The sequence below is a fragment of the Bradyrhizobium pachyrhizi genome, from assembly GCF_029714545.1.
Classification (GTDB): Bacteria; Pseudomonadota; Alphaproteobacteria; order Rhizobiales; family Xanthobacteraceae; genus Bradyrhizobium; species Bradyrhizobium pachyrhizi.
This window is the reverse complement of the sequence record NZ_CP121667.1, coordinates 2,404,988-2,427,653: the sequence shown is the minus strand read 5'-3', so window position 1 is coordinate 2,427,653 and position 22,666 is coordinate 2,404,988. Positions and strand designations below refer to the sequence as shown.

General features: G+C 65.0%; 21 protein-coding genes. 7 read left to right on the top strand and 14 right to left on the bottom strand.

The window, feature by feature from the left end:
* The first annotated feature begins 14 nt into the window (after positions 1-14).
* A complete protein-coding gene (locus tag QA639_RS11125; protein ID WP_050387575.1) occupies positions 15-902 on the top strand; it encodes a metallophosphoesterase family protein in 888 nt (295 codons plus the stop codon).
* On the opposite strand, the gene QA639_RS11120 is transcribed toward QA639_RS11125, so the two are convergent.
* From QA639_RS11120 to QA639_RS11110, 3 genes are all read right to left on the bottom strand, one after another.
* On the bottom strand, positions 899-1,639 hold the full coding sequence (locus QA639_RS11120) for a glycine-rich domain-containing protein (protein WP_050387378.1): 741 nt from the start codon (positions 1,637-1,639) through the stop codon (positions 899-901). The genes QA639_RS11125 and QA639_RS11120 overlap by 4 nt on opposite strands.
* Positions 1,640-1,660: 21 nt before the next feature.
* Positions 1,661-2,233: a hypothetical protein gene (locus QA639_RS11115; RefSeq protein WP_283089766.1), complete on the bottom strand. Its 573-nt coding sequence runs from the start codon at positions 2,231-2,233 to the stop codon at positions 1,661-1,663.
* A gap of 312 nt (positions 2,234-2,545) precedes the next feature.
* The gene (locus QA639_RS11110) at positions 2,546-2,755 is read right to left on the bottom strand and encodes a DUF4170 domain-containing protein (protein WP_016839740.1); all 210 of its coding nucleotides are present in this window, start codon (positions 2,753-2,755) and stop codon (positions 2,546-2,548) included.
* A gap of 429 nt (positions 2,756-3,184) precedes the next feature.
* Here QA639_RS11110 and QA639_RS11105 point away from each other — a divergent pair, with 429 nt between their 5' ends.
* Positions 3,185-4,627 (top strand): helix-turn-helix domain-containing protein, encoded by a 1,443-nt coding sequence (locus QA639_RS11105; protein ID WP_028333203.1) that lies wholly within the window; start codon positions 3,185-3,187, stop codon positions 4,625-4,627.
* Between the two features lie 8 nt (positions 4,628-4,635).
* On the opposite strand, the gene QA639_RS11100 is transcribed toward QA639_RS11105, so the two are convergent.
* On the bottom strand, positions 4,636-4,893 hold the full coding sequence (locus QA639_RS11100; RefSeq protein ID WP_157340506.1) for an iron oxidase: 258 nt from the start codon (positions 4,891-4,893) through the stop codon (positions 4,636-4,638).
* Positions 4,894-5,423: 530 nt separating this feature from the next.
* Positions 5,424-5,759, bottom strand: a complete 336-nt coding sequence (locus QA639_RS11095) for a GYD domain-containing protein (RefSeq protein WP_028333204.1) — start codon at positions 5,757-5,759, stop codon at positions 5,424-5,426.
* A gap of 405 nt (positions 5,760-6,164) precedes the next feature.
* Between QA639_RS11095 and QA639_RS11090 the strand changes: the two genes are divergently transcribed.
* Positions 6,165-7,115, top strand: a complete 951-nt coding sequence (locus QA639_RS11090; RefSeq protein WP_157340508.1) for an aldo/keto reductase — start codon at positions 6,165-6,167, stop codon at positions 7,113-7,115.
* A gap of 255 nt (positions 7,116-7,370) precedes the next feature.
* Here the strand turns inward: QA639_RS11090 and htpX are convergent, their stop codons facing one another.
* Positions 7,371-8,300: a zinc metalloprotease HtpX gene (htpX, locus tag QA639_RS11085; RefSeq protein ID WP_157340510.1), complete on the bottom strand. Its 930-nt coding sequence runs from the start codon at positions 8,298-8,300 to the stop codon at positions 7,371-7,373.
* A gap of 238 nt (positions 8,301-8,538) precedes the next feature.
* Positions 8,539-10,191, bottom strand: coding sequence for an ATP-binding protein (locus QA639_RS11080; RefSeq protein WP_283089765.1), 1,653 nt, complete (start codon positions 10,189-10,191; stop codon positions 8,539-8,541).
* Between the two features lie 215 nt (positions 10,192-10,406).
* Here QA639_RS11080 and QA639_RS11075 point away from each other — a divergent pair, with 215 nt between their 5' ends.
* From QA639_RS11075 to QA639_RS11060, 4 genes are all read left to right on the top strand, one after another.
* Positions 10,407-11,723, top strand: a complete 1,317-nt coding sequence (locus QA639_RS11075; protein WP_157340792.1) for a lytic murein transglycosylase — start codon at positions 10,407-10,409, stop codon at positions 11,721-11,723.
* A gap of 256 nt (positions 11,724-11,979) precedes the next feature.
* Complete coding sequence (locus tag QA639_RS11070) at positions 11,980-12,483, top strand: DUF1993 domain-containing protein (protein ID WP_157340514.1); 504 nt, start codon at positions 11,980-11,982, stop codon at positions 12,481-12,483.
* Between the two features lie 100 nt (positions 12,484-12,583).
* On the top strand, positions 12,584-13,444 hold the full coding sequence (locus QA639_RS11065; protein WP_157340516.1) for an SDR family NAD(P)-dependent oxidoreductase: 861 nt from the start codon (positions 12,584-12,586) through the stop codon (positions 13,442-13,444).
* 85 nt (positions 13,445-13,529) lie between these two features.
* Entirely contained in the window at positions 13,530-14,633 is a 1,104-nt protein-coding gene (locus QA639_RS11060) for an alkene reductase (protein WP_157340518.1), read from the top strand.
* Positions 14,634-14,834: 201 nt separating this feature from the next.
* Here QA639_RS11060 and QA639_RS11055 read toward each other — a convergent pair whose 3' ends face one another.
* The 7 genes from QA639_RS11055 to glpD all read right to left on the bottom strand — a co-directional run bounded on the left by QA639_RS11055 (position 14,835) and on the right by glpD (position 22,515).
* Complete coding sequence (locus QA639_RS11055) at positions 14,835-16,577, bottom strand: ABC transporter substrate-binding protein (protein ID WP_198400072.1); 1,743 nt, start codon at positions 16,575-16,577, stop codon at positions 14,835-14,837.
* 115 nt (positions 16,578-16,692) lie between these two features.
* The gene (locus tag QA639_RS11050; protein ID WP_016846242.1) at positions 16,693-17,019 is read right to left on the bottom strand and encodes a DUF2160 domain-containing protein; all 327 of its coding nucleotides are present in this window, start codon (positions 17,017-17,019) and stop codon (positions 16,693-16,695) included.
* A 9-nt stretch (positions 17,020-17,028) separates the two neighbouring features.
* Entirely contained in the window at positions 17,029-17,835 is an 807-nt protein-coding gene (locus QA639_RS11045) for a carbohydrate ABC transporter permease (protein ID WP_028333212.1), read from the bottom strand.
* Positions 17,835-18,737 (bottom strand): carbohydrate ABC transporter permease, encoded by a 903-nt coding sequence (locus tag QA639_RS11040; protein ID WP_028338609.1) that lies wholly within the window; start codon positions 18,735-18,737, stop codon positions 17,835-17,837. The genes QA639_RS11045 and QA639_RS11040 overlap by 1 nt, the downstream gene beginning before the upstream one ends.
* Positions 18,737-19,822, bottom strand: coding sequence for an ABC transporter ATP-binding protein (locus QA639_RS11035; protein WP_050387390.1), 1,086 nt, complete (start codon positions 19,820-19,822; stop codon positions 18,737-18,739). Before QA639_RS11035 ends, QA639_RS11040 begins: the two co-directional genes overlap by 1 nt.
* Before the next feature lie 12 nt (positions 19,823-19,834).
* A complete protein-coding gene (locus QA639_RS11030) occupies positions 19,835-20,974 on the bottom strand; it encodes an ABC transporter ATP-binding protein (protein WP_157340522.1) in 1,140 nt (379 codons plus the stop codon).
* The gene (gene glpD / locus QA639_RS11025; protein ID WP_157340524.1) at positions 20,971-22,515 is read right to left on the bottom strand and encodes a glycerol-3-phosphate dehydrogenase; all 1,545 of its coding nucleotides are present in this window, start codon (positions 22,513-22,515) and stop codon (positions 20,971-20,973) included. Before glpD ends, QA639_RS11030 begins: the two co-directional genes overlap by 4 nt.
* Between the last annotated feature and the right edge of the window lie 151 nt (positions 22,516-22,666).

Genomic DNA, 22,666 nt, shown 5'->3' with positions numbered 1-22,666 from the left:
AAGGGAATCGCATGATGGCGGCGTTCCGCCTCGCGCATCTGTCGGACCCGCATTTGCCGCCGCTGCCGGCGGCGCGGCTGCGCGATCTCGCCGGCAAGCGCGCCTTCGGCTACCTGAACTGGACGCGCAACCGTCACAAATATCACCGTCGCGACGTGCTCGACGCGCTGGTGTCGGACATGCAGGCGCAGCAGCCGGACCATGTCGCCGTGACCGGTGACCTGGTCAATCTGGCGCTGGATGCCGAGTTCAATCCGGCCCGGCAATGGCTGGAGGGCGTGGGTTCACCTGCCGACGTCACCGTGGTCCCCGGCAACCACGACGCCTATGTGCGCGCGACCCGGCATCGCTTCGTCAGTCACTTCGGCGACTATCTGCGCGGCGACGCTGACGGCGCGACAGCGCATTTTCCGTTCGTGCGCCGCCGCGGGCCGCTGGCACTGATCGGCGTCTCCTCGGCGGTGCCGACCCCGCCGCTGATGGCGACCGGCTGGCTCGGCCATCCCCAGCTCGATGCGCTTGACGCGATCCTCGCGCAGCTGTCGCGGGAGAACGCCTTCCGCGTCCTCCTGGTGCATCACCCGCTGCACTCCGACGGCCGCGCCAAGCGCCTGACCGATTCGCATCAGCTGCTGGCGCTGCTCAGGCGCCACGGCGTCGAGCTGGTGCTGCATGGTCACGACCACATCCATTCGACGATGTGGTTCGACGGCCCGGAGCGGAAGATCCCGGCGATCGGCGTGCCGTCGGCATCGGCGCTGGCGCGCAAGCACTATCCGGCGGCGGCCTACAATTTGTTCACGATCGAGCGTGACGGCAATGGCTGGCGCTGCGAGCAGACCGTGCGCGGGCTCGGCGATCACGCCGGCATTCGCGAATTGAAGCAAGTACGACTGTCCTAATCGCCGCCCCCGCCACCGCCACACCCGCCGCCGCTGTCACCGCCGCCACCATCGCCGGCGCCGTCACCGCCATCGCTGCCACTGCTCCCGTCGCTGCCGGCATCGCCGAAGCCGGCTGACGATCCGTCGATCGAGGAGTCGGAGAAATCGCCGCCGCAATAGGGACTGCTGCCACCGATGCCGCTGCGGCGCAGCGCCTCGCAGTCGGTGTGGTAGATGAAGCCGTTCGCGATGTTCAGCTTGGCGTCGAGCGCGAACAGCAGCGGCAGCCGTGTCGGCCTGACCGGATCGATGTTCTCGTATTTGCAGCAGTACCACCAGACCCGCCGCAGGCCCTCATTGCTCCTGCGCCGCTCCTTCACCAGGACGACCGCGGGGGTGTGATGCAGGAAGCCGCCGAAGGCGCGGCGGCAGAACGCATCGTATTCGCGGGTGTAGAGAATGAATTCGTGCCAGAGGTCGTCGGCCGCCTGCGACGGCATCGAGACGTAACGCCTGCCGCTCATCAGATAGGCGAGGAAGAACTGCCGCAGGCCGCGCGAGACCAGCGCGCTGTCCTTGCGGGTGAAGCCGGGGTGACGCTTCTCGAGCCGCGCCAACAGGCCCGCCGGCCAGTGAAAGGTGCGGATGTATTCGGCACGCCTCAACGTCTGCCACTTGCCGAACAGCACGGCGCTGCCGACCACCGCGGCGGCCGCGAGGACGCCGAAAAATGCCGAGGCGGGTGTTATGACCACGATGCCCCGCCCCTCGAGCGGCTAGAAGTTTTGCAAGCTCGCAAACAGCGCGAGACCGAACAGCGCGAGCGCGCCCATGACGAAGCCGAACACGAACATGCCGATCCCGCCACGGCGCTTCGGCGCCACCGGGACGGGCGGCCGCGCCGGCGGCTCGGCAACCGGAAGCGGCGTTGCCACCATCGCATGCTCGCGCTCGATCAGGCGGCGCGCGACATAGTCGGTGACGGCATCGACGATCGCGGCCACGTCATGCGATTCGGCGAGCACGATGCGGCCGAACCTCGTGTCCTGCACGAAGCGGTAGATCCGCTTGTCGCGCCCCATCAGCACATGGGCGACGACGTCGATCCACAGCCGCGGCGTCTCGCCCTGGCTGATGCCGCGGTCGAACAGATCGACCTTGTCCGGCACCTGCGCGAACAGCGGATCGAGCGCATCGTTGAGGATCTCGAGCCGCGCCACCTCGGCGTCGCGCAGTTCGACGACAACACCGGTGCGATCGGCCGCCTCGATCCGCGCCCGCCGCAGCGCCTCTCGCAGCGTCGGCCGCATCTCGCGCGCCTCGCTGCCGGTGTTCTGCGAATCGGACATGCCTTGCGGCCTCGTGGTGACGGGTTTCCTGCGCATTAACCTATCAGCAACCAAGATGTCCGCAAAGGGCGTTGGTTCCCAAGCACTTAGACCACTACTTATCCCCAGATCAACGACCTGACGCTGTCCCAAAAGCGGTCGACCCCACCCGGATGAAACCGGATGGGGCCGCCGTCCTTGGACGTTTTCTTAGCTGCATCACGATGCGATCGCGTATCGCGACGTCATCTCTTGTTTGAGCATGATCTCGGCGCAAACGCTTGCGTTTGTCGCGAGGGAAAACCGGTTCCCACTTTTCCGGATCACGCTCGCTCAGGCCGAAACCCGTGACGGCTCCTCGACGATGGAGAAGCGCACGCCGGCCTTGTGGCGGCTCTCTTCCGAAACTTCCTTCCAGCACTCTTCGGCTTCCTTGCGGGTCTTGAACGGACCGCGGACCTGGGCCGAGCCTTCGACGAGCTTGTGGAAGTTCATTGACCCGAACTCGCCGCCGATCACCCAGAAATTGCTGCCCTTGCTCATCGTCAGTCTCCTTCAAAAAATCGGGCTGCCTTTGCCCAGCCGCCTGCACCTTGATTCCCGCAACCTGCTCGCCGTATCGACATTCTTGACAGAGCATTGCGAATTGCGTGTCAGGAGATAAACGCGAAAACGCGAAGTTCGTACATATGCCTTGTTTTTTATTGGTGATGTCATGTAACATCTGAACTTGTAATAAATGTCGATTTGTAAATATTGTCACAACATAGGTCAGGAAGCCTGCCATGCCCGCCGGTTTTTCTTCTCCCTCTCCCCGTTCTTACGAGGAAAGGGTTGGGCTGAGGGGCTGTCTCCGCAGCGAGACTCGCGGAGAGTCCCCCTCACCCGGATCGCATCTGGCGACGCGATCCGGTCTCTCCCCGCGCGCGGGGCGAGGCGGTCAGAATTTGCTGCGGCAATCGAGACCAACCCGTGCCCGGTGAATCCGGCAAGAAGCTGTTCGTCGGTCCGCGCTTCCGGCGGATCCGCCAGCAATTGGGGCTGTCGCAGACCCAGATCGCCGAGGGGCTCGGCATCTCGCCCTCCTACATCAATCTGATCGAGCGCAACCAGCGCCCGGTGACGGCGCAGATCCTGCTGCGGCTGGCCGAGACTTACGACCTCGATTTGCGCGACCTCGCCACCGCCGACGAGGATCGCTTCTTCGCGGAACTCAACGAAATCTTCTCCGATCCCCTGTTCCGCCAGATCGACCTGCCGAAGCAGGAGCTGCGCGACCTCGCCGAGCTCTGCCCCGGCGTGACGCACGCGCTGCAGCGGCTCTACGCTGCCTACACCGAGGCGCGCCGCGGCGAGACGCTGGTGGCGGCGCAGATGGCCGACCGCGAAGGCTCGCAATTCGACGCCAACCCGATCGAGCGGGTGCGCGACCTGATCGAGGCCAACCGCAACTATTTTCCGGAGCTCGAGACCGCCGCGGAGAATTTGCGCGACGAGCTCAACGTGCCGACCGAAGGCCTGTTCACGGCGCTGACCACGCGCTTGCGCGAAAAACATTCGATTCTGACCCGCGTGATGCCGGTCGACGTGATGCGCGAGACGCTGCGCCGTTTCGATCGGCACCGCCGGCAGCTCTTGATCTCCGAACTCGTCGACAGCTCCGGCCGCAGCTTCCAGCTTGCGCTGCAGATCGGCTTTGTCGAGTGCGGCGCCGCGATCGACGCCATCGTCAGCCGCGCCGGCCCGCTCGACGACACCGCGCGCCGGCTCTACCGCATCACGCTCGCCAATTACTTCGCAGCCGCCGCGATGATGCCCTATCAGGCGTTTCATTCCGCAGCCGAAGCCTTGAGCTACGACGTCCACGTGCTGGCGCAGCGCTTCAACGCCGGCTTCGAGCAGGTCTGCCACCGTCTCACCACGTTGCAGCGGCCGAACGCGCGCGGCGTGCCGTTCTTCCTGCTGCGTGTCGACAATGCCGGCAACGTGTCGAAGCGGTTCTCCTCCGGCACCTTCCCGTTCTCCAAGTTCGGCGGCACCTGCCCGCTCTGGAACGTGCATTCGACCTTCGACATGCCGGATCGCCTGCTCAGCCAAGTGATCGAATTGCCGGACGGCACGCGCTACTTCTCGATCGCGCAGATGGTGCGCCGGCCGGTGGCGCCCTACCCGCAGCCGCAGCCGCGCTTCGCGATCGGGCTCGGCTGCGAGATCCGGCATGCGGCCAAGCTCGTCTATGCCACTGGCATGGATCTGGAAAAGGTCGAGGGCACCCCGATCGGCGTCAACTGCCGGCTTTGCGAGCGCGAGAATTGCAGCCAGCGCGCCGAGCCGCCGATCACGCGCACCCTGATCCTGGACGAGACCACGCGGCGCGTGTCCTCGTTCGCGTTCTCGAATGCGCGGGAGTTGTGAGCTCAGGATCAATCCACCGCGGCAAAGGCCTTGCACCAGCCGTCCTTGCTGATCGCGCCCTCGACCACCTTGCAGCCATCGGGCGCGACGAACAGCGTGCACATTCCGCAGGAGTAGATGCCGTTCGGCGTGTCCCGATATTCCGCCTGCGGTTTGGTCATCTTGTCGAAGGCCGCGGCGGTTCGCAGCAGAAGTGTCGCGGGAAGTCCTGCCATAGCGGCACCGATGAAAGCGCGCCGCGAACGTCCGGTTTGTCGTTTGGCCATGGTGTTCCCCCATGCGTCGTCCCTGCGAAAGCAGGGACCCATACGCCGTGACGGACATTGTAGACAGGACTCGTCGTCCCAGCGTCGCTCGACAATCAGCATTGGTGGTTGTGGGTCCCTGCTTTCGCAGGGACGACACCGAGCTTGTGGCTCAGCCACTGAGTCATGCCTCCGCATTCTCGCGACATGAGACATCAACGGTCGCACAACTAGTCGCTCATTGTTTTAGGCATGTGACGCGCGCCGAGATGCCGGCGGTGCGATGCGCGCGTGACTCAGGAATGGCGGCGATTTTCGCCCGACGACATGCCGAGCGAGGCGGCGGACGTCATGCGACGGCACAACCAGCCGGGGCTTGCGAGCCGGCATGCGCGCAGGACATCCGCCTGAGCGACTGCCATCCGTCGACCGCGCCCCGGATCTGTGGCGCGCAACGGCCCTCGCCTTCGCGCGGCGCGCTGGCAAGCGCCGCCGCGCGAGAGAGACAACAGCGTCAGATCGATCTACGCCGTTTTGGATCGCTCGGTCTGCTAGCCGCCGGGCGGCGTGTAGGCGGTCTTGAGCTTGGTCGCGTGCTGACGCACCACCTTGATCTCATCCTGGGTAAAGAGCCGGACCAGCCGCACATTCTGCATGGCGCCGGCCGCCACGACCACGCCGCTGATCGCAGGCGCGAAGCTCGGATCCGGCACGTCGAAGATCACCATCACGCCGGGGCCGTCGGTCGCCGTGCTGTACATCGAAATCAGCTTTCCGCCGGCGGCCTCAATCAACTTCTTCGCGGCCTCGTATCGATTGGTCGTCGGGTTTTCCATGATGTTGTTCAGGGAACGCGGGGTGTATTCACCAGAGAAGCAGAAATGCATGGCAATCGCTCCGTTTGGTTGGAATGAAAAAAACATTCACCCAGGCGCGCGGCCCGAGCAGAGCATTTCGTACTGAAAAATGAGAAGAAATGGCCTGCCGATGGCCAGTCGCGCTGCCGCTCATTCTCCGGATTTCGGCGCAACCGGTGGCAGCTCGCCGCGCAATCTACATCAGACCCGCGGCAAATAAAATCGCGTTTCTGCTCTGCGACGAAATCTCTCCTTGGTCGATGCGGCACCGAGGGGCAGCGCGCCTGACCTGACCGACGAACGGATCCGATCCATCCGAGCTGGCCAAGCGACGCATGGGCGCCTGCCAGGCGGTTACGGGACGACGCCTTGCAAACAAGGGCGATCTGCCTCAGTGTCCGGCGCCCGCTATCAAGAACAAGCGAAAGAAGACTCATGAAGCATCGCGCGCTCGGCCGCTCCGGCCTCACTGTTCCTCCCCTGTGCTTCGGCTGCAATGTATTCGGCTGGACAGTGGACGAGACGTCGTCGTTTCGCCTGCTCGACACCGTGCTCGATCAGGGGCTGACATTCCTGGATACGGCGGATGTCTATTCGCGCTGGGTACCGGGCCACAGCGGCGGCGAATCCGAAACGATCATCGGCAAATGGATGAAGGCGCGCGGCAACCGCAACCGCATCATCCTCGCCACCAAGGTCGGCATGGACATGGGCGGCGGCAATGTCGGGCTGAAGCCGGACTACATCGCGCGCGCCGTCGAGGACTCGCTGCGGCGGCTGCAGACCGATTTCATCGACCTCTACCAGTCCCACAAGGACGATGAGACGACACCGCAGGAAGAGACGCTCGCGGCCTATGACAAACTGATCAAGGCCGGCAAGGTCAGGGCGATCGGCGCCTCGAACTTCTCGGCGGAGCGACTCCAGAGCGCGCTCGACATTGCCAAGGCAAACGGCCTGCCGCGCTACGAGAGCATGCAGCCCGAATACAGCCTCGCGGAGCGCTCAAGCTACGAAGGCGCGCTGCAACGCGTCTGCGAGGCGAACGACGTCGGCGTGATCACGTTCTTCTCGCTCGCCGCCGGATTCTTGACCGGCAAATATCGCTCGGAGAGCGACTTCGCCAAGAGCCCGCGCGGTGCACGCAGCATTCCAAAATACATGAACCCGCGCGGCATGCGCATCCTGGCCGGCCTCGACGGGATCGCCGCGGAAACCCACGCCGAGCCGGCCGCGGTCGCGCTCGCCTGGCTGATGGCAAAACCCGCCGTCACCGCGCCGATTGCCAGCGCCACCAGGCCCGAGCAGGTCGCAACGCTGGTCGAGGCAACCAGACTTGAGCTGAGCAAAAACCAGGTCGAACGGCTGGACGCCGCGAGCGCGTAGCGCGGCTCCACTTCACCTCGCCCCGCGTGCGAGGAGAGGTATAGGCCGCCTCCGGCGGCCGTTCTCAAGAACACCGAAGCAAGGCTTCGGCTATGACGCATCGCTAGATGTGTTCCGGGTGAGGGAGAGCTTCCGCGAATGCAGCTATCGCCGTATTTGCGGAGACAGCCCCTCACCCCAACCCTCTCCCCGTAAGAACGGGGCGAGGGAGCACACCGCCTTCGCGGCTGCCGTCCAATCCCGTCTCACCTCACGCTAGCCCCACGGGCCGCGCTGGCCGGATCCGCCCCACGGGCTGCGCGGCGGATAGCTTCCACCGGCCGGGCGCGGCGCGGTCTGGGTGCCGAGTTCGGCGGCGAGCTGCTGCAGCGCGGCGATGCGGTTCGCGGTCGAGGGGTGGGTCGCGAACAGGTTGTCGACGCCGTGGCCCGACAGCGGGTTAATGATGAACATGTGCGCGGTGGCCGGATTGCGCTCGGCCTCCATGTTCGGCACCTGATGCGCGGCGTTCTCGATCTTCGCGAGCGCCGAGGCAAGCCACATCGGCTGGCCAACGATGCGCGCCCCATAATTGTCGGCGGCGTATTCGCGGGTGCGGCTGATCGCCATCTGCACCAGCATGGCGCCGAGCGGCGCCAGGACCATCATCGCGATCGAGCCGACGATGCCCGGACCGTTGTTGTTGCGGTTGCCGCCGAAGAACATGCCGAACTGCGCCAGCATCGAGATCGCGCCGGCGATCGTCGCCGTGATCGTCATGGTGAGCGTGTCGTGATGCTTGATGTGCGCAAGCTCATGCGCGATCACGCCGGCAAGCTCCTCGCGGCTGAGCTGCTGCATCAGGCCCGTGGTGACGGCGACGGCCGCATTCTCCGGATTGCGGCCGGTCGCGAACGCATTGGGCTGCGCCTCGTCCATCAGGAACACGCGCGGCATCGGCAGCGCGGCGCGCTGCGCCAGCTCGGCGACGAGATTGTAGAATTCGGGCGCCGAGCCCGCATCGACCTGATGGGCGCCGTACATCGACAGCACCATGCGATCGGAATTCCAGTAGGTGAACAGATTTGTCGCAGCCGCGACCATCAGCGCGATCACGGCGCCGGTGCCGCCGCCGATCAGATAGCCGACCCCCATGAACAGGGCGGTAAGGCCGGCAAGCAGGAGCGCGGTGCGGAAATAGTTCATCGTGGTTCCCTGACGGCAGACGGAATGCTGCCACAACTGACGCCGCTGAGGTAGGGATTTTGCCGCTGAAGCCGCAAGGGGAACCAGTGCGTCGCAGCGACGCGGCGCGGGTTAACAATCGGTTATGTGCAAGCAGTCACCCGTAGCCCGGATGAAGCGCAGCGAAATCCGGGATCGCTTCTGCGGCGCACATTGCCCCCGGATTGCGCTTCGCTCCATCCGGGCTACAGGGGCGCGCCTACGCCGCCGGCTCCTGTGCGATCGCCGTTTCGTCCTCGCGCAGCGCGACGCGCAACATACGGGCGAGCTCGGCGCGGCTGTAGGGTTTTGCCAGGAACAGGATGCCCTGCTCGAGCTTGCCGTCCTGGTCGATGGCGTCATCGGTATAGCCCGACGTGAAGAGGACGCGAAGGCCGGGGCGGCGCTTTCGCGCCTCGGTGGCGAGGTCGCGCCCGTTCATCGCGCCCGGCATGATGACGTCGGTGAACAACAGATCGATCGGCGCGCCGCTGTCGAGCACGGCAACGGCTTCGCGGCCATTATTGGCCGACAGCGTGGTGTAGCCGAGGCTCTCGATCTGGGTCAGCACATAGGAGCGCACCAGTCTGTCGTCCTCGACGACGAGCACGATTTCCCGCGCGCCGCGCGCGTCCGGCTGCCGCCGCTCGGGCACCGCTGCCGCAGAGACCACCGCCGCGCGCGGCAGATAGAGCATCACCCTGGTGCCGCGACCGACCTCGCTGTCGAGCACGACGTGGCCGTTGGATTGCTTGACAAAGCCGTAGACCATGCTGAGGCCGAGCCCGGTGCCCTTGCCGACGTCCTTGGTGGTGAAGAACGGTTCGAACACCTTGGCCAGATCGGCTTCCGCAATGCCTCGGCCGCTGTCGGTCAGCGCGATCGCGACATAGTCGCCGGCGGCAAGCCCGTCATGGCCGTTCACGTCCGATGGCTTGAGCTCGGCGGTGCGGGTCTCGATCGTCAGCCGGCCGCCCTTCGGCATCGCGTCGCGCGCGTTGAGCGCAAGGTTGATGATCGCGGTGACGAGCTGGTTGCCATCGACCAGTGCGCGCGGCAGATCGGGTGCGGAGCGAAAATCGATGTCGACATGGTCGCCGATGGTCGGCCGCAGCAGCTCGATGGTGTCGGCCGTCAACGCGTTGACGTCGACGTCGCTCGGCTGCAGCGGCTGCTTGCGCGCGAAGGCGAGCAGATGCCGCGTCAGCGATGCGCCGCGATCGGCGGCGTCGCGGATCAGCGCGGTGATCTCGGTGAGCTGGCGGTTGTGGGTGACCGCCTCGGCCAGGATGTCGATCGTGCCGGTGATCACGGTGAGGATGTTGTTGAAGTCGTGCGCAATGCCGCCGGTGAGCTGGCCGACCGCTTCCATCTTCTGCGCCTGACGGATCTTGCTCTCATTGGCCTCGGCCTCGCGGAAACGCTCGAGCAGGAATTCCGAACGCTGGCGCTGCCGTCCCTCCTCCGCGAGCGCGACATGGGCCTCGCGCAGCTGCTCTTCGGTCGGGATCGCGAGGATCCGCGGGATCAGCGGCCAGAGCAGCACTGCGGTGAAGATCGAGGCGACAGCGGTCAGCGCCTTGAGCAGGCCCTCGAGACCGTAGATCGGCACCCACAGCGTGTAGATCGAGAACACATGGGTGAGGCCGCAGGCGAGGATGAACGCGGCGAACGGCCACGCCATCCAGCCGAACTGGAAGTCGCGCCGCTTGGAGACGAGGATCGCCAGCGCAAACGGAATCGAGAAATACGAAGCGGCAATGATCGCGTCTGAAATCACGTGGAGCCAGATCAGCTCCGGCTCCCACAACAGGCAGATGCCGTGCGGCGAAAACGTCGACGAATCCAAGAGACGCTCGAGAAAACTCCACATGGGTCCCTCCGGGCGTGATCGATCCGCCGACACCCCTGCCCGCGAATCACCCGCCGATCATAGCGGCGGCGTCTTGCCGTGCCGAAGCCCAATTGGTCTAAGAGCGGCACCCCCGTTGTTGCCTGGTGTCGCCCTGGTGTATGCAGATTGGGCTTCAATTCCCCTTTTTCCAACCGGTGACATCGATGCCAGCCTCTCCCCTCCGCGCCCCGATCATGATCGCAGCGATCGCGGGGGCGCTGGCGCTCTCTACCCTCGCCTCGGCGCAGCAGCCGTTGCCCAGCCCCTTGAATCCCGCGCCGGTCAGGCCGCGCCCTGCCGCCGTCGCCTCGCCGAGGGCTGCGTCCTGCCACAACGGGCAAACTTTCGATCGCTTCCTCGCCGAGCTGAAGCAGAAGGCGGTTGCCGCCGGCGTCTCGCAGCGCACGATCGCGGAGGCCGCGCCCTACCTGATCTACGACCAGGGCATCGTCAACCGCGACCGCGGCCAGCGCGTGTTCGGGCAGATCTTCACCCAGTTCGCCGGCCGCATGGCCGCGAACTATCGTATGCAGCAAGGCCAGCAATACATCCGGACCTATGCCGCCGCGTTCGCGCGCGCCGAAAAGGAATATGGCGTGCCGCCGGCGGTGATCGCGGCGTTCTGGGGACTGGAGAGCGATTTCGGCGTCCAGATGGGCAATTTGCCGACGCTGAAATCGCTGGTGTCGCTGGCCTATGATTGCCGCCGCTCGGAGATGTTCCAGGGCGAGACCATCGCCGCGCTGAAGATCATCGAGCGCGGCGACCTGACGCCCGACGAGATGATCGGCTCATGGGCCGGCGAGCTCGGCCAGACGCAATTCTTGCCGACGCATTATTTCAACTACGCGGTCGACTATGACGGCGACGGCCACCGCAATCTCCTGCAAAGCGGCCCCGACGTGATCGGCTCGACCGCGAACTACATCGCCACCGGATTGAAATGGCGGCGCGGCGAGCCGTGGCTGCAGGAGGTGCGTGTGCCGCAGGCGGCAAACTTCCCGTGGGACCAGGCCGACCTCACCATCAAGCTGCCGCGCTCGAAATGGGTATCGCTCGGCGTCAGCTTGACCGACGGCAAGCCATTGCCGAATGACGAGATGCCGGCCTCGCTGCTGCTGCCGATGGGCCGGATGGGTCCGGCGTTCCTCGCCTATGCGAATTTCGCCGCCTACACCGAGTGGAACAACTCGCTGATCTATTCGACCACCGCCGGCTATCTCGCCGGCCGCATCGCGGGGGCACCGCCGATGCAGCGGCCGCACGGGCCGGTCGCGCAATTGCCGTTCAATGAGATCAAGGAGCTGCAGGGACTGCTCGCGCGCGCCGGCTACGACGTCGGCAAGATCGACGGCGTGCTCGGACAGGCAAGCCGCAGCGCGGTGAAGGCGATGCAGATGAAATACGGCCTGCCGGCGGATTCCTGGCCGACTGCGGAGCTCCTGGCGCGGGTGCGCGGCGGGCCCCGCACCCAGCCGGCCGCCGATGCCGCGGCACCGGGGATGCGGTAGAGCGAACGCCCATTTTCCGTAGCCCGGATGCAGCGCAGCGAAATCCGGGGCAAGCCCCGATGCGCCTCCCCGGATTGCGCTGCGCTCCATCCGGGCTACGCGACCTCGAACGATCCGTCACTCTGAGAGGGTGCACGGGTGGGAAATATTTGACCAAGTGTTACAGCCGTCCGCAGTTGTATTCTTCCCCTCGTCGCCCCACTTGCAGCATCGCCGTTCGGTAACATCCGAATTTCATCAGAACAGGGAGCATCACATGTCCTTTCATGACGCCGTCGTCCCCGCCTACTTGCAGATCCTCAACAGCCTCACCGGCGAGCTGACCAAGGCCGAGGCGCATTGCGAGGCGAAGAAGATCGCGCCCGAGGTGCTGCTGGGATCGCGGCTCTATCCCGACATGCTGCCGCTGACCAAGCAGGTGCAACTGGTCTGCGATCACGCCGCACGGGGCTGCGCGCGGCTGACCCATAGCGAGGTGCCGTCGACGCCCGACACCGAGAAGAGCTTCGGTGAGCTGAAGCAGCGGCTCGCCAAGACGATCGACTATGTGAAGTCGTTCAAGCCGGCGCAGTTCGACGGCGCCGACGCCCGGGACGTCACCTTCCCGATCGGCCCCGATCGCACGATGACCTTGAAGGGCCAGCAATTCCTCAGCGCGTTCTCGTTCCCGAACTTCTATTTCCACGCCGTGACCGCGCACGGCATCCTGCGCCACAACGGCGTCGAGATCGGCAAGCGCGATTTCCTCGGCGTCAGCTGACGCGCTTCGGCGATCCATATTCCCCGCGACGGGATTTTCGCTTCACGCCCTCGCCCGTGCTACTGCTCCCTGACAACAACAAGACGTCAGGGAGCACGCCATGTCGACCACAACCCACGCACCGAAAGCCATCGATCCGTCCGCTTCGCTGCATGCCGAAGCACTGGGGCTGGCGAAGAACCACGGCCGCCTCGCCGGGCGGCGCATCATCGTGGTCGGCGCGGGACAGCGCACAACCGTGGATGAAGCCCCGCCGATCGGCAACGGCCGCGCCATGAGCGTGCTGTTCGCGCGCGAGGGCGCGTCGGTCGCCTGCCTCGACGTCAACAAGGACGCCGCCGACGACACCGTCGCGCAGATCACAGGCGAAGGCGGCAAGGCCTTCACCGACGTGGTCGATGTCGCCGACGTCGCAGCGATCGCGCCCGCGGTCGAGCGCTGCGCGCAGAAGCTCGGCGGGCTCGACGGGCTGGCGCTCAATGTCGGCATCTCCTCCGGCCTGTCGCTGCCCAAGATGACGGCCGAAGCCTGGGACCGCGACTATGCCGTCAATGTGCGCAGCCACATGCTGTTCGCGCAGAAGGCGCTGGAGGTGATGGCGCCGGGCGGCGCGATCATCCTGATCTCGTCGATGGCGAGCCAGCGCGCCGGCGGCCGCAACCCGGCCTACGAATCCTCCAAGGCGGCGCAGATCGCGTTGGGCCGGGCGATCGCGCGGGCCGGCGAGGACAGGGGCATTCGCTGCAATGTGATCGCGCCCGGCTTCATGGATACGCCGATGGGCCGCGACGCCAGCCGCAGGCGATCGGACCGCGCCGTGACAGTGCCTTTCGGCCGCCAGGGCACCGGCTGGGAGGTCGCCTATACTGCGCTGTTCCTGATTTCGAATGAATCCTCCTATGTCAACGCGCACACCTTGTTCCTCGATGCCGGCCACATGGGCGGAATTGTGCGCAGCTAGCCTGCGGAGCGCGAATGCCTCGGGCATTGCGCTCGTCGCGGCAATGCACAATTCTCCTTCATCAGTCATTCTCTGGAACATTTACATGAGCCAATCGACCAAACTTCTCGAGCCCTACAAGCTCGGCCCGCTGACGCTGCCAAACCGCCTGGTGATGGCGCCACTGACGCGCAACCGCGCGGTGCCGCCCGGCATGGTGCCGAGCCCGCTCGCGGTGGACTATTACGGCCAGCGCGCCTCCGCCGGCCTTCTGATCACCGAGGCGAGCCAGGTCTCGCAGCAGGGCCAGGGCTATCAGGACACGCCCGGCATCTATTCGAAGGAACAGGTCGAGGGCTGGCGCAAGGTCACCGATCGCGTGCATGAGCGCGGCGGCCGCATCTTCATCCAGCTCTGGCATGTCGGCCGCATCTCGCACACCTCGCTGCAGCCGAACGGCGGCGCGCCGGTGGCGCCGAGCGCGATCCGCGCCAAGGGCAAGACATTCGTCAACGGCACCTTCGCCGACGTGTCCGAGCCGCGCGCGCTGGAGCTGTCGGAAATTCCCGGGATCATCGAGGACTTCAAGCGCGGCACGGCGAATGCGCTGGCGGCCGGCTTCGACGGCGTCGAGATCCACGGCGCCAACGGCTATCTTCTCGACCAGTTCGCCCGCGACGGCACCAACAAGCGCACCGACGCTTATGGCGGCGGAATCGAGAACCGCGCCAAGCTGATGCTGGACGTGTCCAAGGCGGTCGCCATCGAGGCCGGCGCCGATCGCACCGGCATCCGGATCTCGCCGGTGACGCCAGCCAACGACATCACCGACTCCAATCCGCAAGCGCTGTTCGACTACATCGTCGGCCAGCTCAGTGCGCTGAAGCTGACCTATCTCCACGTCGTCGAGGGCGCAACCGGCGGCCCGCGCGATATCGCACCGTTCGACTACGCCTCGCTGCGCAAGCGCTTCAAGCAGGCCTATGTCGCCAACAACGGCTACGATTTCGCGCTGGCGGAGAAGGTGCTGGAGGCCGGCGCGGCCGACCTGATCGCATTCGGCAAGCCGTTCATCTCCAACCCCGATCTGGTCGAGCGGCTCAAGGCCGGCGCGCCGCTCAACGAGTGGGACAAGGCGACCTTCTACGGCGGTGGCGCCAAGGGCTACACGGATTATCCGACGCTGAAGGCGACCGAGGCGGCGGAGTAAGGTCGACCAAAGACTGTCATGCCCCGCGAAGACGGGGCATCCAGTATTCCAGAGACGACAGCGATTGATCGAGACGCCGCGGCGTACTGGATCGCCCGATCAAGCCGGGCGATGACAGCGGAGAAAACAAAAAGGCCGGGATCGCTCCCGGCCTTTCGTCGTCTTCGGATGGCGTGGGCTGGTACGCCCTTGCTTGCTGCCTTACTTCGCTTCGGCGCGCTTCGGCGGGTTGGCCGGCCACGACTTGATCAGCGTGTCGTAGTCGATGGTCTCGCCCTTCGGCTTCTCGTTCGCGAGCTTGCGCTGCGGAGCGATGGTGCCGTCCTTCTCGGCCTTCTTGTACCAGAACTCGGCGGATTCCTTCTTGTTCAGCTTCGGTCCGCAGGCGCCCTGCACACCGGACTTCTCAAGACGCTCCATCACCGAATCCTGGGCCGCGGCCAGCGCGTCCATAGCCTGCTGCGGCGTCTTGGTACCGGACGACGCATCGCCGATGTTCTGCCACCACAGCTGCGCGAGCTTCGGATAGTCGGGCACGTTGTTGCCGGTCGGGGTCCACTGCACGCGCGCGGGCGAGCGGTAGAACTCGATCAGGCCGCCGAGCTTCGGCGCACGCTCGGTGAACGACTTGTCCCAGATATCGGACTCACGGATGAAGGTGAGACCGACATGGCTCTTCTTCAGCGACACCGACTTGGAGATGATGAACTGCAGATAGAGCCAGGCTGCCTTGCGGCGATCCGGCGGGGTCGACTTCAGGAGCGTCACGGAGCCTGCATCCTGATAGCCGAGCTTCATGCCTTCCTTCCAGTAAGCGCCGTGCGGCGACGGAGCCATACGCCACTTCGGCGTACCGTCCGCGTTCATCACGGCGATGCCCGGCTTCACCATGTCGGCGGTGAAGGCGGTGTACCAGAACATCTGCTGGGCGATGTTGCCCTGCGCCGGCACCGGCCCTGCTTCCGAGAAGGTCATGCCCTGGGCCTGCGGCGGGGCATATTTCTTCAGCCAGTCGAGATATTTGGTGATCGAGTAGACCGCGGCCGGGCCGTTGGTGTCGCCACCACGCTCGACCGAGGAGCCGACCGGACGGCAGCCTTCCATGCGGATGCCCCACTCGTCGACCGGCAGGCCGTTCGGGATACCCTTGTCGCCATTGCCGGCCATCGACAGCCAGGCGTCGGTGAACCGCCAGCCGAGCGAGGGATCCTTCTTGCCATAGTCCATATGGCCGTAGATCTTGACGCCGTTGATCTCCTTGATGTCGTTGGTGAAGAACTCGGCGATGTCTTCATAGGCCGACCAGTTCACGGGCACGCCGAGCTCGTAGCCATACTTGGCCTTGAACTTGGCCTTGTACTCGGGATTGGTGAACCAGTCGTAGCGGAACCAGTAGAGGTTCGCGAACTGCTGGTCGGGCAGCTGGTAGAGCTTGCCGTCCGGCGCCGTGGTGAACGACTTGCCGATGAAGTCGTCGACGTCGAGCATCGGGTCGGTGACGTCCTTGCCCTCACCCTTCATGTAGTCCGACAGGATGATGGTCTGGCCATAACGGAAGTGGGTACCGATCAGGTCGGAGTCGTTGATCCAGCCGTCATAGACGTTCTTGCCCGACTGCATCTGAGTCTGCAGCTTCTCGACGACGTCACCTTCCTGGATGATGTCGTGCTTGAGCTTGATGCCGGTCATTTCGGAGAACGCCTTGGCCAGCGTCTGCGATTCATATTCGTGCGTCGTGATCGTTTCCGAGACGACGTTGATCTCCATGCCTTTGAAGGGTTCGGCGGCCTTGGCGAACCACTCGAGCTCCTTCTTCTGGTCTTCCTTCGACAGCGTCGAGGGCTGGAATTCCGCGATCCACTTCTGGATCACGGCTTCGTCGGCGGCGCGGGCCGGCGTGGCGACCGCGAGCGAGGCGGCGATCAGCGCGGCGGCGCTGGTCATAGTCAAAAGACTATCCTTTGTCGTTCTCAAATGTCGCATTATGATTCCTCCGGTTGCAGCGACAAACAAAACCCCAGGCCCGGGTAGACCCCGGATCTGCTCTTCTTCGCTTTCGTCAGACGGTGCGAAAGATCGCCACGGCTGAAAGAAGCGAAATCAGCGTTGCGAGCCACAGGCTCGAAATTTCCACACCCTCGCCGATCGGCAGGGTGAGGATCGGATCGGTGCCGACGAGGCCGATCCACACCAGGTGGATCACCGCCGCCAGCACCAGCGAAATGAACAAACGATCGCCGCGCGTGGTCGGGATGCGCAGCACGCCGACCCGCTCGGCCTCGGGATAGACCGCCGCGAGCCAGGTCATCACGCCGAGCGTAGAGGCCAGCAGCACGAAGAAGATCGCGGTCGGCAGCGTCCAGGCCATCCATGCGATGGATTCCATAAGTGCCTCCTAGACCCGGCCGAGCGCGAAGCCGCGCGCGATGTAGTTGCGGACGAACCAGATCACCAGCGCGCCCGGAATGATGGTGAGCACGCCGGCGGCGGCGAGCAGGCCCCAGTCCATGCCGGCCGCCGAGACCGTGCGCGTCATGATCGCCGCGATCGGCTTGGCCTGCACCGAAGTCAGCGTGCGCGCGAGCAGCAGCTCGACCCAGGAGAACATGAAGCAGAAGAATGCCGCGACGCCGATGCCGCTTGCGATCAGCGGCACCAGGATCTTGATGAAGAAGCGCGGGAACGAATAGCCATCGAGGAACGCGGTCTCGTCGATCTCGCGTGGCACGCCGGAGACGAAGCCTTCGAGAATCCACACCGCCAGCGGCACGTTGAAGATGCAGTGCGCGAGCGCGACCGCCCACGGCGTATCGAACAGGCCGATCGCCGAATACAGGTTGAAGAACGGCAGCGCGTAGACCGCCGCCGGCGCCATGCGGTTCGACAGTAGCCAGAAGAACAGATGCTTGTCGCCGAGGAAGCGGTAGCGCGAGAACGCATAGGCCGCCGGCAACGCCACCGCGATCGAGATGATGGTGTTGAGCACGACGTATTCGAGCGAATTGATGTAGCCCGAATACCAGCTCTCGTCGGTGAAGATGCGCTTGTAGTGCTGCAGCGTCGGCGTGTGCGGCCACAGCGTCATCGTCGAGACGATCTCGGCGTTGGTCTTGAAGCTCATGTTGACGAGCCAGTAGATCGGCAACAGCAGGAAGATCAAAAACAGCGCCATGATCAGGCGGCGGCCGGGGATCGAATGCATCACGCCGCTCCTTCCTTGGCCGGACGCTCGGAGCCGGCATTGACCATCACGGTGTAGAACACCCAGCACACGATCAGGATGATCAGATTGTAGACCAGCGACAGCGCCGCGGCCTTGCCGAGGTCGAACTGGCCGAGCGCGATCTTGACGAGCTCGATCGAGACGAAGGTCGTCGAATTGCCTGGGCCGCCGCCGGTGACCACGAACGGCTCGGTGTAGATCATGAAACTGTCCATGAAGCGCAGCAGCACCGCGATCAGCAGCACGCGGTTCATCTTCGGCAGCTGGATCGCCTTGAACACCGCCCAGCGCGAGGCGCCGTCGATCTGCGCCGCCTGGTAATAGGCGTCGGGGATCGACTTCAGCCCGGCGTAGCAGAGCAGCGCGACGAGGCTGGTCCAGTGCCAGACGTCCATCACGATGACCGTGACCCAGGCGTCGACCTCATTGGACACGTAATTGTAGTTGAGGCCGAGGTGGTTCAGCACATAGCCGAGCAGGCCGATATCGGGCCGGCCGAAGATCTGCCAGATAGTGCCGACCACGTTCCACGGAATCAGCAGCGGCAAGGCGAGGATGACGAGGCAGGCCGCGACGCTCCAACCCTCGCGCGGCATCGACAGCGCGACGATGATACCGAGCGGCACCTCGATCGCGAGGATCACGGCAGAGAAGAACAGGTTGCGACCGAGCGAGGCCAGGAAGCGGCCGCCGAGATCGGTCGATGGATCGAGCAGCTCCTTGAACCAGCCGACACCGTTCCAGAAGAACTGGTTGTTGCCGAAAGTGTCCTGCATCGAATAGTTCACGACGGTCATCAGCGGCAGCACCGCCGAGAACGCGACCACCAGGAACACCGGCAGCACCAGAAACCAGGCTTTTTGGTTGATCGTCTTGTCCATCAGGCGACCCCCTCCACCAAATGGCTGTCGGCATAGACGTGAACATGCGCGGGATTGAAGATCAGCCCGGCGGTATTGCCGGAGACCGAGAAGCCCGGCGGCACGCGCGCGGCGAATTTGGTATCGCCGACCCGCACGCGGGCGAACTGGATGCGGCCGAGATCGTCGATCCGCTCGATGGTTGCCGACAGCAGCCCTGACGCCGGCGGCGCGACATCGACGAATTCCGGCCGCACGCCGATCTCGATCTTCTTGCCCGCAGGCAGCACACCATAGTTTCGATGCAGGCCGATGACATGGCCGTCGACCCGCGCCTCGTGACCACGGACCTCGGCGGGCACGATGTTCATGCCGGGCGAGCCGATGAAATAGCCGACGAACGTGTGCGCCGGCTTGTCGAACAGTTCGGCCGGCGTGCCGCTCTGCACCACGCGGCCGTCATGCATGACGACGACGGTGTCGGCGAAGGTCAGCGCCTCGGTCTGGTCGTGAGTGACGTAGATCATCGTGAGGTCCAGCTCGCGATGCAGCGCCTTCAGCTTGGAGCGCAGCTGCCACTTCAGCTCGGGATCGATCACCGTCAGCGGTTCGTCGAACAGGACGGCCGCGACGTCGGAGCGCACCAGCCCGCGGCCGAGCGAGATCTTCTGCTTGGCGTCGGCGGTAAGCCGCGTCGCCTTGCGTTTGAGATAGGGCGTGAGGTCGAGCAGATCGGCGATCTGCCTGACCCGCGCGTCGACCTCGGCCTTCGCGACGCCGCGATTCTTCAGTGGGAAGGCCAGGTTCTGGCCGACCGTCATGGTGTCGTAGATCACCGGGAACTGGAACACCTGCGCGATGTTGCGCTTCTGCGTCGACAGCGGCGTGATGTCACGGCCGTCGAACAGGATCTTGCCGCGCGACGGCGTCACGATGCCGGAGATCAAATTGAGCAGCGTGGTCTTGCCGCAGCCGGACGGCCCGAGCAGCGCATAGGCGCCGCCTTGCCGCCAAGTCATGGTGACCGGCTTCAGCGCAAAGGATTCCTGCGGCGCGTCGTTGCCGCCGTAGGAGTGCGCGAGATCGACGAGGTCAATGCGGGCCATGAAGCATCTCCCTCACTTGCCGTTGCCGGCTGACGCGTTTGCGGCACGCGCACTGCGATGCACGTTGCCCGAAAACGCGGTCGCAGGCGACGCGACGAGGCGGTCGGCCGCGTCGAACACGAAGACGTTGTCGGGATCGAGCGCGGCGTCGAGCACCTGCCCGGGTTCATATTCGTGCACGCCGTGCAGCACCGCGACCCAGTTCGAGCCGTGGACATGGACGTGCACAAAGCTCTCCGACCCAGTGATCTCGGTCACCGTCACCGCGGCGGAAAATTTGTGGCGGCCGGCCGCGACATTCCCGACCTCAAGCTGGTGCGCGCGGAAGCCGGTCCGGTAGAGGCCGTCGGGCAGATTGGCATAGAGGCCGGCCGCGGGCGCCTGCTCGCCGCCGGCATAGATCACTTGCGCCCCCTTCTTCTCGATGCCGATGATGTTGAGCGGCGGATCGGAAAACACCTGGGCGACGCGCAGCGTGTCGGGATGGCGGTAGACCTTCGGCGTCGCGCCGGTCTGCAGCGCCCGGCCTTGCCACATGCACACCGTGTCGCCGCCGAGCAGCAGCGCTTCCGACGGTTCGGTGGTGGCATAGACGAAGATCGCGCCGGAGGCCTCGAAGATGCGCGGCAGCTCGGCGCGCAGCTCCTCGCGCAGCTTGTAGTCGAGATTGGCGAGCGGCTCGTCGAGCAGCACGAGGTCGGCGCCCTTGACCAGCGCCCGCGCGATCGCGGTGCGCTGCTGCTGGCCGCCGGAGAGTTGCAGCGGCGTGCGCTTCAGGAACGGCTCGAGCCGCAACAGGCCGGCCGCTTCCGCTACCCGCCGCTCGATCTCGGCGCGCGGCTTGCCCTGCACGCGTAGCGGCGAGGCGATGTTCTCGTAGACCGTCAGCGAGGGATAGTTGATGAACTGCTGATAGACCATCGCGACCGAACGCTGCCGCACGTCGGCGCCGGTGACGTCCTTGCCGTCGACCAGCACGCGACCGGTGGTCGGCTTGTCGAGGCCGGCGAGCAGCCGCATGATCGAGGTCTTGCCCGACAGCGTCGGCCCGAGCAGCACGCTGAGCGTGCCACGCTCCAGCGTCAGCGACACATCGCGGATGGTCGGAATGCCATCCACGGTTCGCGTGACATTCTGCAGTGTGACGCTCATGCCCGTCCTCCCGCTTCGCGGAGGGGACGTTCACCGGACACGCGGTTGGCGAGCATCCACTCGTCGAGCGCGGCGATTTCACCCGCCGTCATCCGCAAGCCCAGCTTGGATCGTCGCCAGACGACATCGTCCGCAGTCCGAGCCCATTCGTTCGCCATCAGGTACCTGACTTCGCTTTCCGTCAAGGTGGCGCCGAAGGAGCGGCCGAGATCGGCCGTCGATGTTGCGTTGCCCAAGACTTTGCTGGCGCGCGTGCCATAGGCATGGGCGAGACGATTGGCGTGCGATTGCGCGAGAAACGGATAGTTGCGGATCAATTCGGCGCTCAGCGCCGCTACCGCGGACACATCCATGTCGCCGCCGGGCAGCGGCGCCTTGCCGGTCCAGCCCTCCTGCGCCTTTGTGCCGCGGAGATAAGGCGACAGCCGCTCCAGCGCCTCTTCGGAGAGACGGCGATAGGTCGTGATCTTGCCGCCATAGATCGACAGTAGCGGCGCACCGCCGGGCGTATCGAGCTCGAACACGTAGTCGCGGGTCGCGGCCTTGGCTTCGCTCGCGCCGTCGTCATAGAGCGGACGCACGCCGGAGTAATTCCAGACCACGTCCTCGGGCTTCACCGGTTTGGCCAGATACGCGCTGGCGGACGCGCAGAGATATTCGATCTCCTCCTGCGTCGCCTTCACCTTGGCCGGATCGCCGTCATAGTCGCGATCGGTGGTTCCGATCAGCGAGAAGTCGCCCTGATAGGGAATGACGAAGATGATGCGGCCGTCGGCATTCTGGAAGATGTAGGCACGATCGTGGTCGTAGAGCTTCGGCACCACGATGTGCGAGCCCTGCACCAGGCGCACCTTGGCGCGCGCGTTGACGCCGGCGCCCGAGGCCAGGACCTGTTCGACCCAGGGACCGCCGGCATTGACCAGCACGCGTGACTGGATCGTGTCGCGGGCACCCGTGACACTGTCCTCGACCGTGACGTGCCAGACGCCGTCGACCTGCCTGATCTCGACCGCGCGGGTGCGGGTGCGGATCTCGGCGCCCCGATCGGCGGCATCGCGCGCGGTCAGCGCAACCAGCCGGGCGTCGTCGACGAAGCAGTCGGAATATTCGAAGCCCTTGGTGTAGCGGCCCGGAATCAGCGGCTTGCCGACCACGTCGCGGGTCAGATCGACCGAGCGCGTCGCCGGGAGCAAATGCCGGCCGCCGATGTGGTCGTAGAGGAAGAGGCCGAGACGCAACAGCCAGGCCGGGCGCAGGCCGGCGTGGTGCGGCAAAACGAAACGTAGCGGCCGAATGATGTGGGGCGCGATCTGCCAGAGGATTTCGCGTTCGATCAGCGCCTCGCGCACCAAACGAAACTCGTAATATTCGAGATAGCGCAGACCGCCATGCACGAGCTTGGTTGACCAGGACGACGTCCCGCTAGCCAAGTCATTCATTTCACAGAGGAAAACAGAGTTACCCCGGCCCGCCGCATCGCGCGCGATGCCGCAGCCATTAACGCCGCCTCCAATGATGGCGAGGTCGTAAATTCGGTCCAAAGAACGCTTCCCCCGGCAACCGCCTTCGCTTTGACGGTTTTACTTTCGGATTGGAGTAAATCACAACCAAAAACGAAAGCAAAGTGAAAATGGGGAACTTTCGCTGGGGATTTCCTGGGCGGCGTGCTCACGGTCAGAGCTTTTGGGGAGA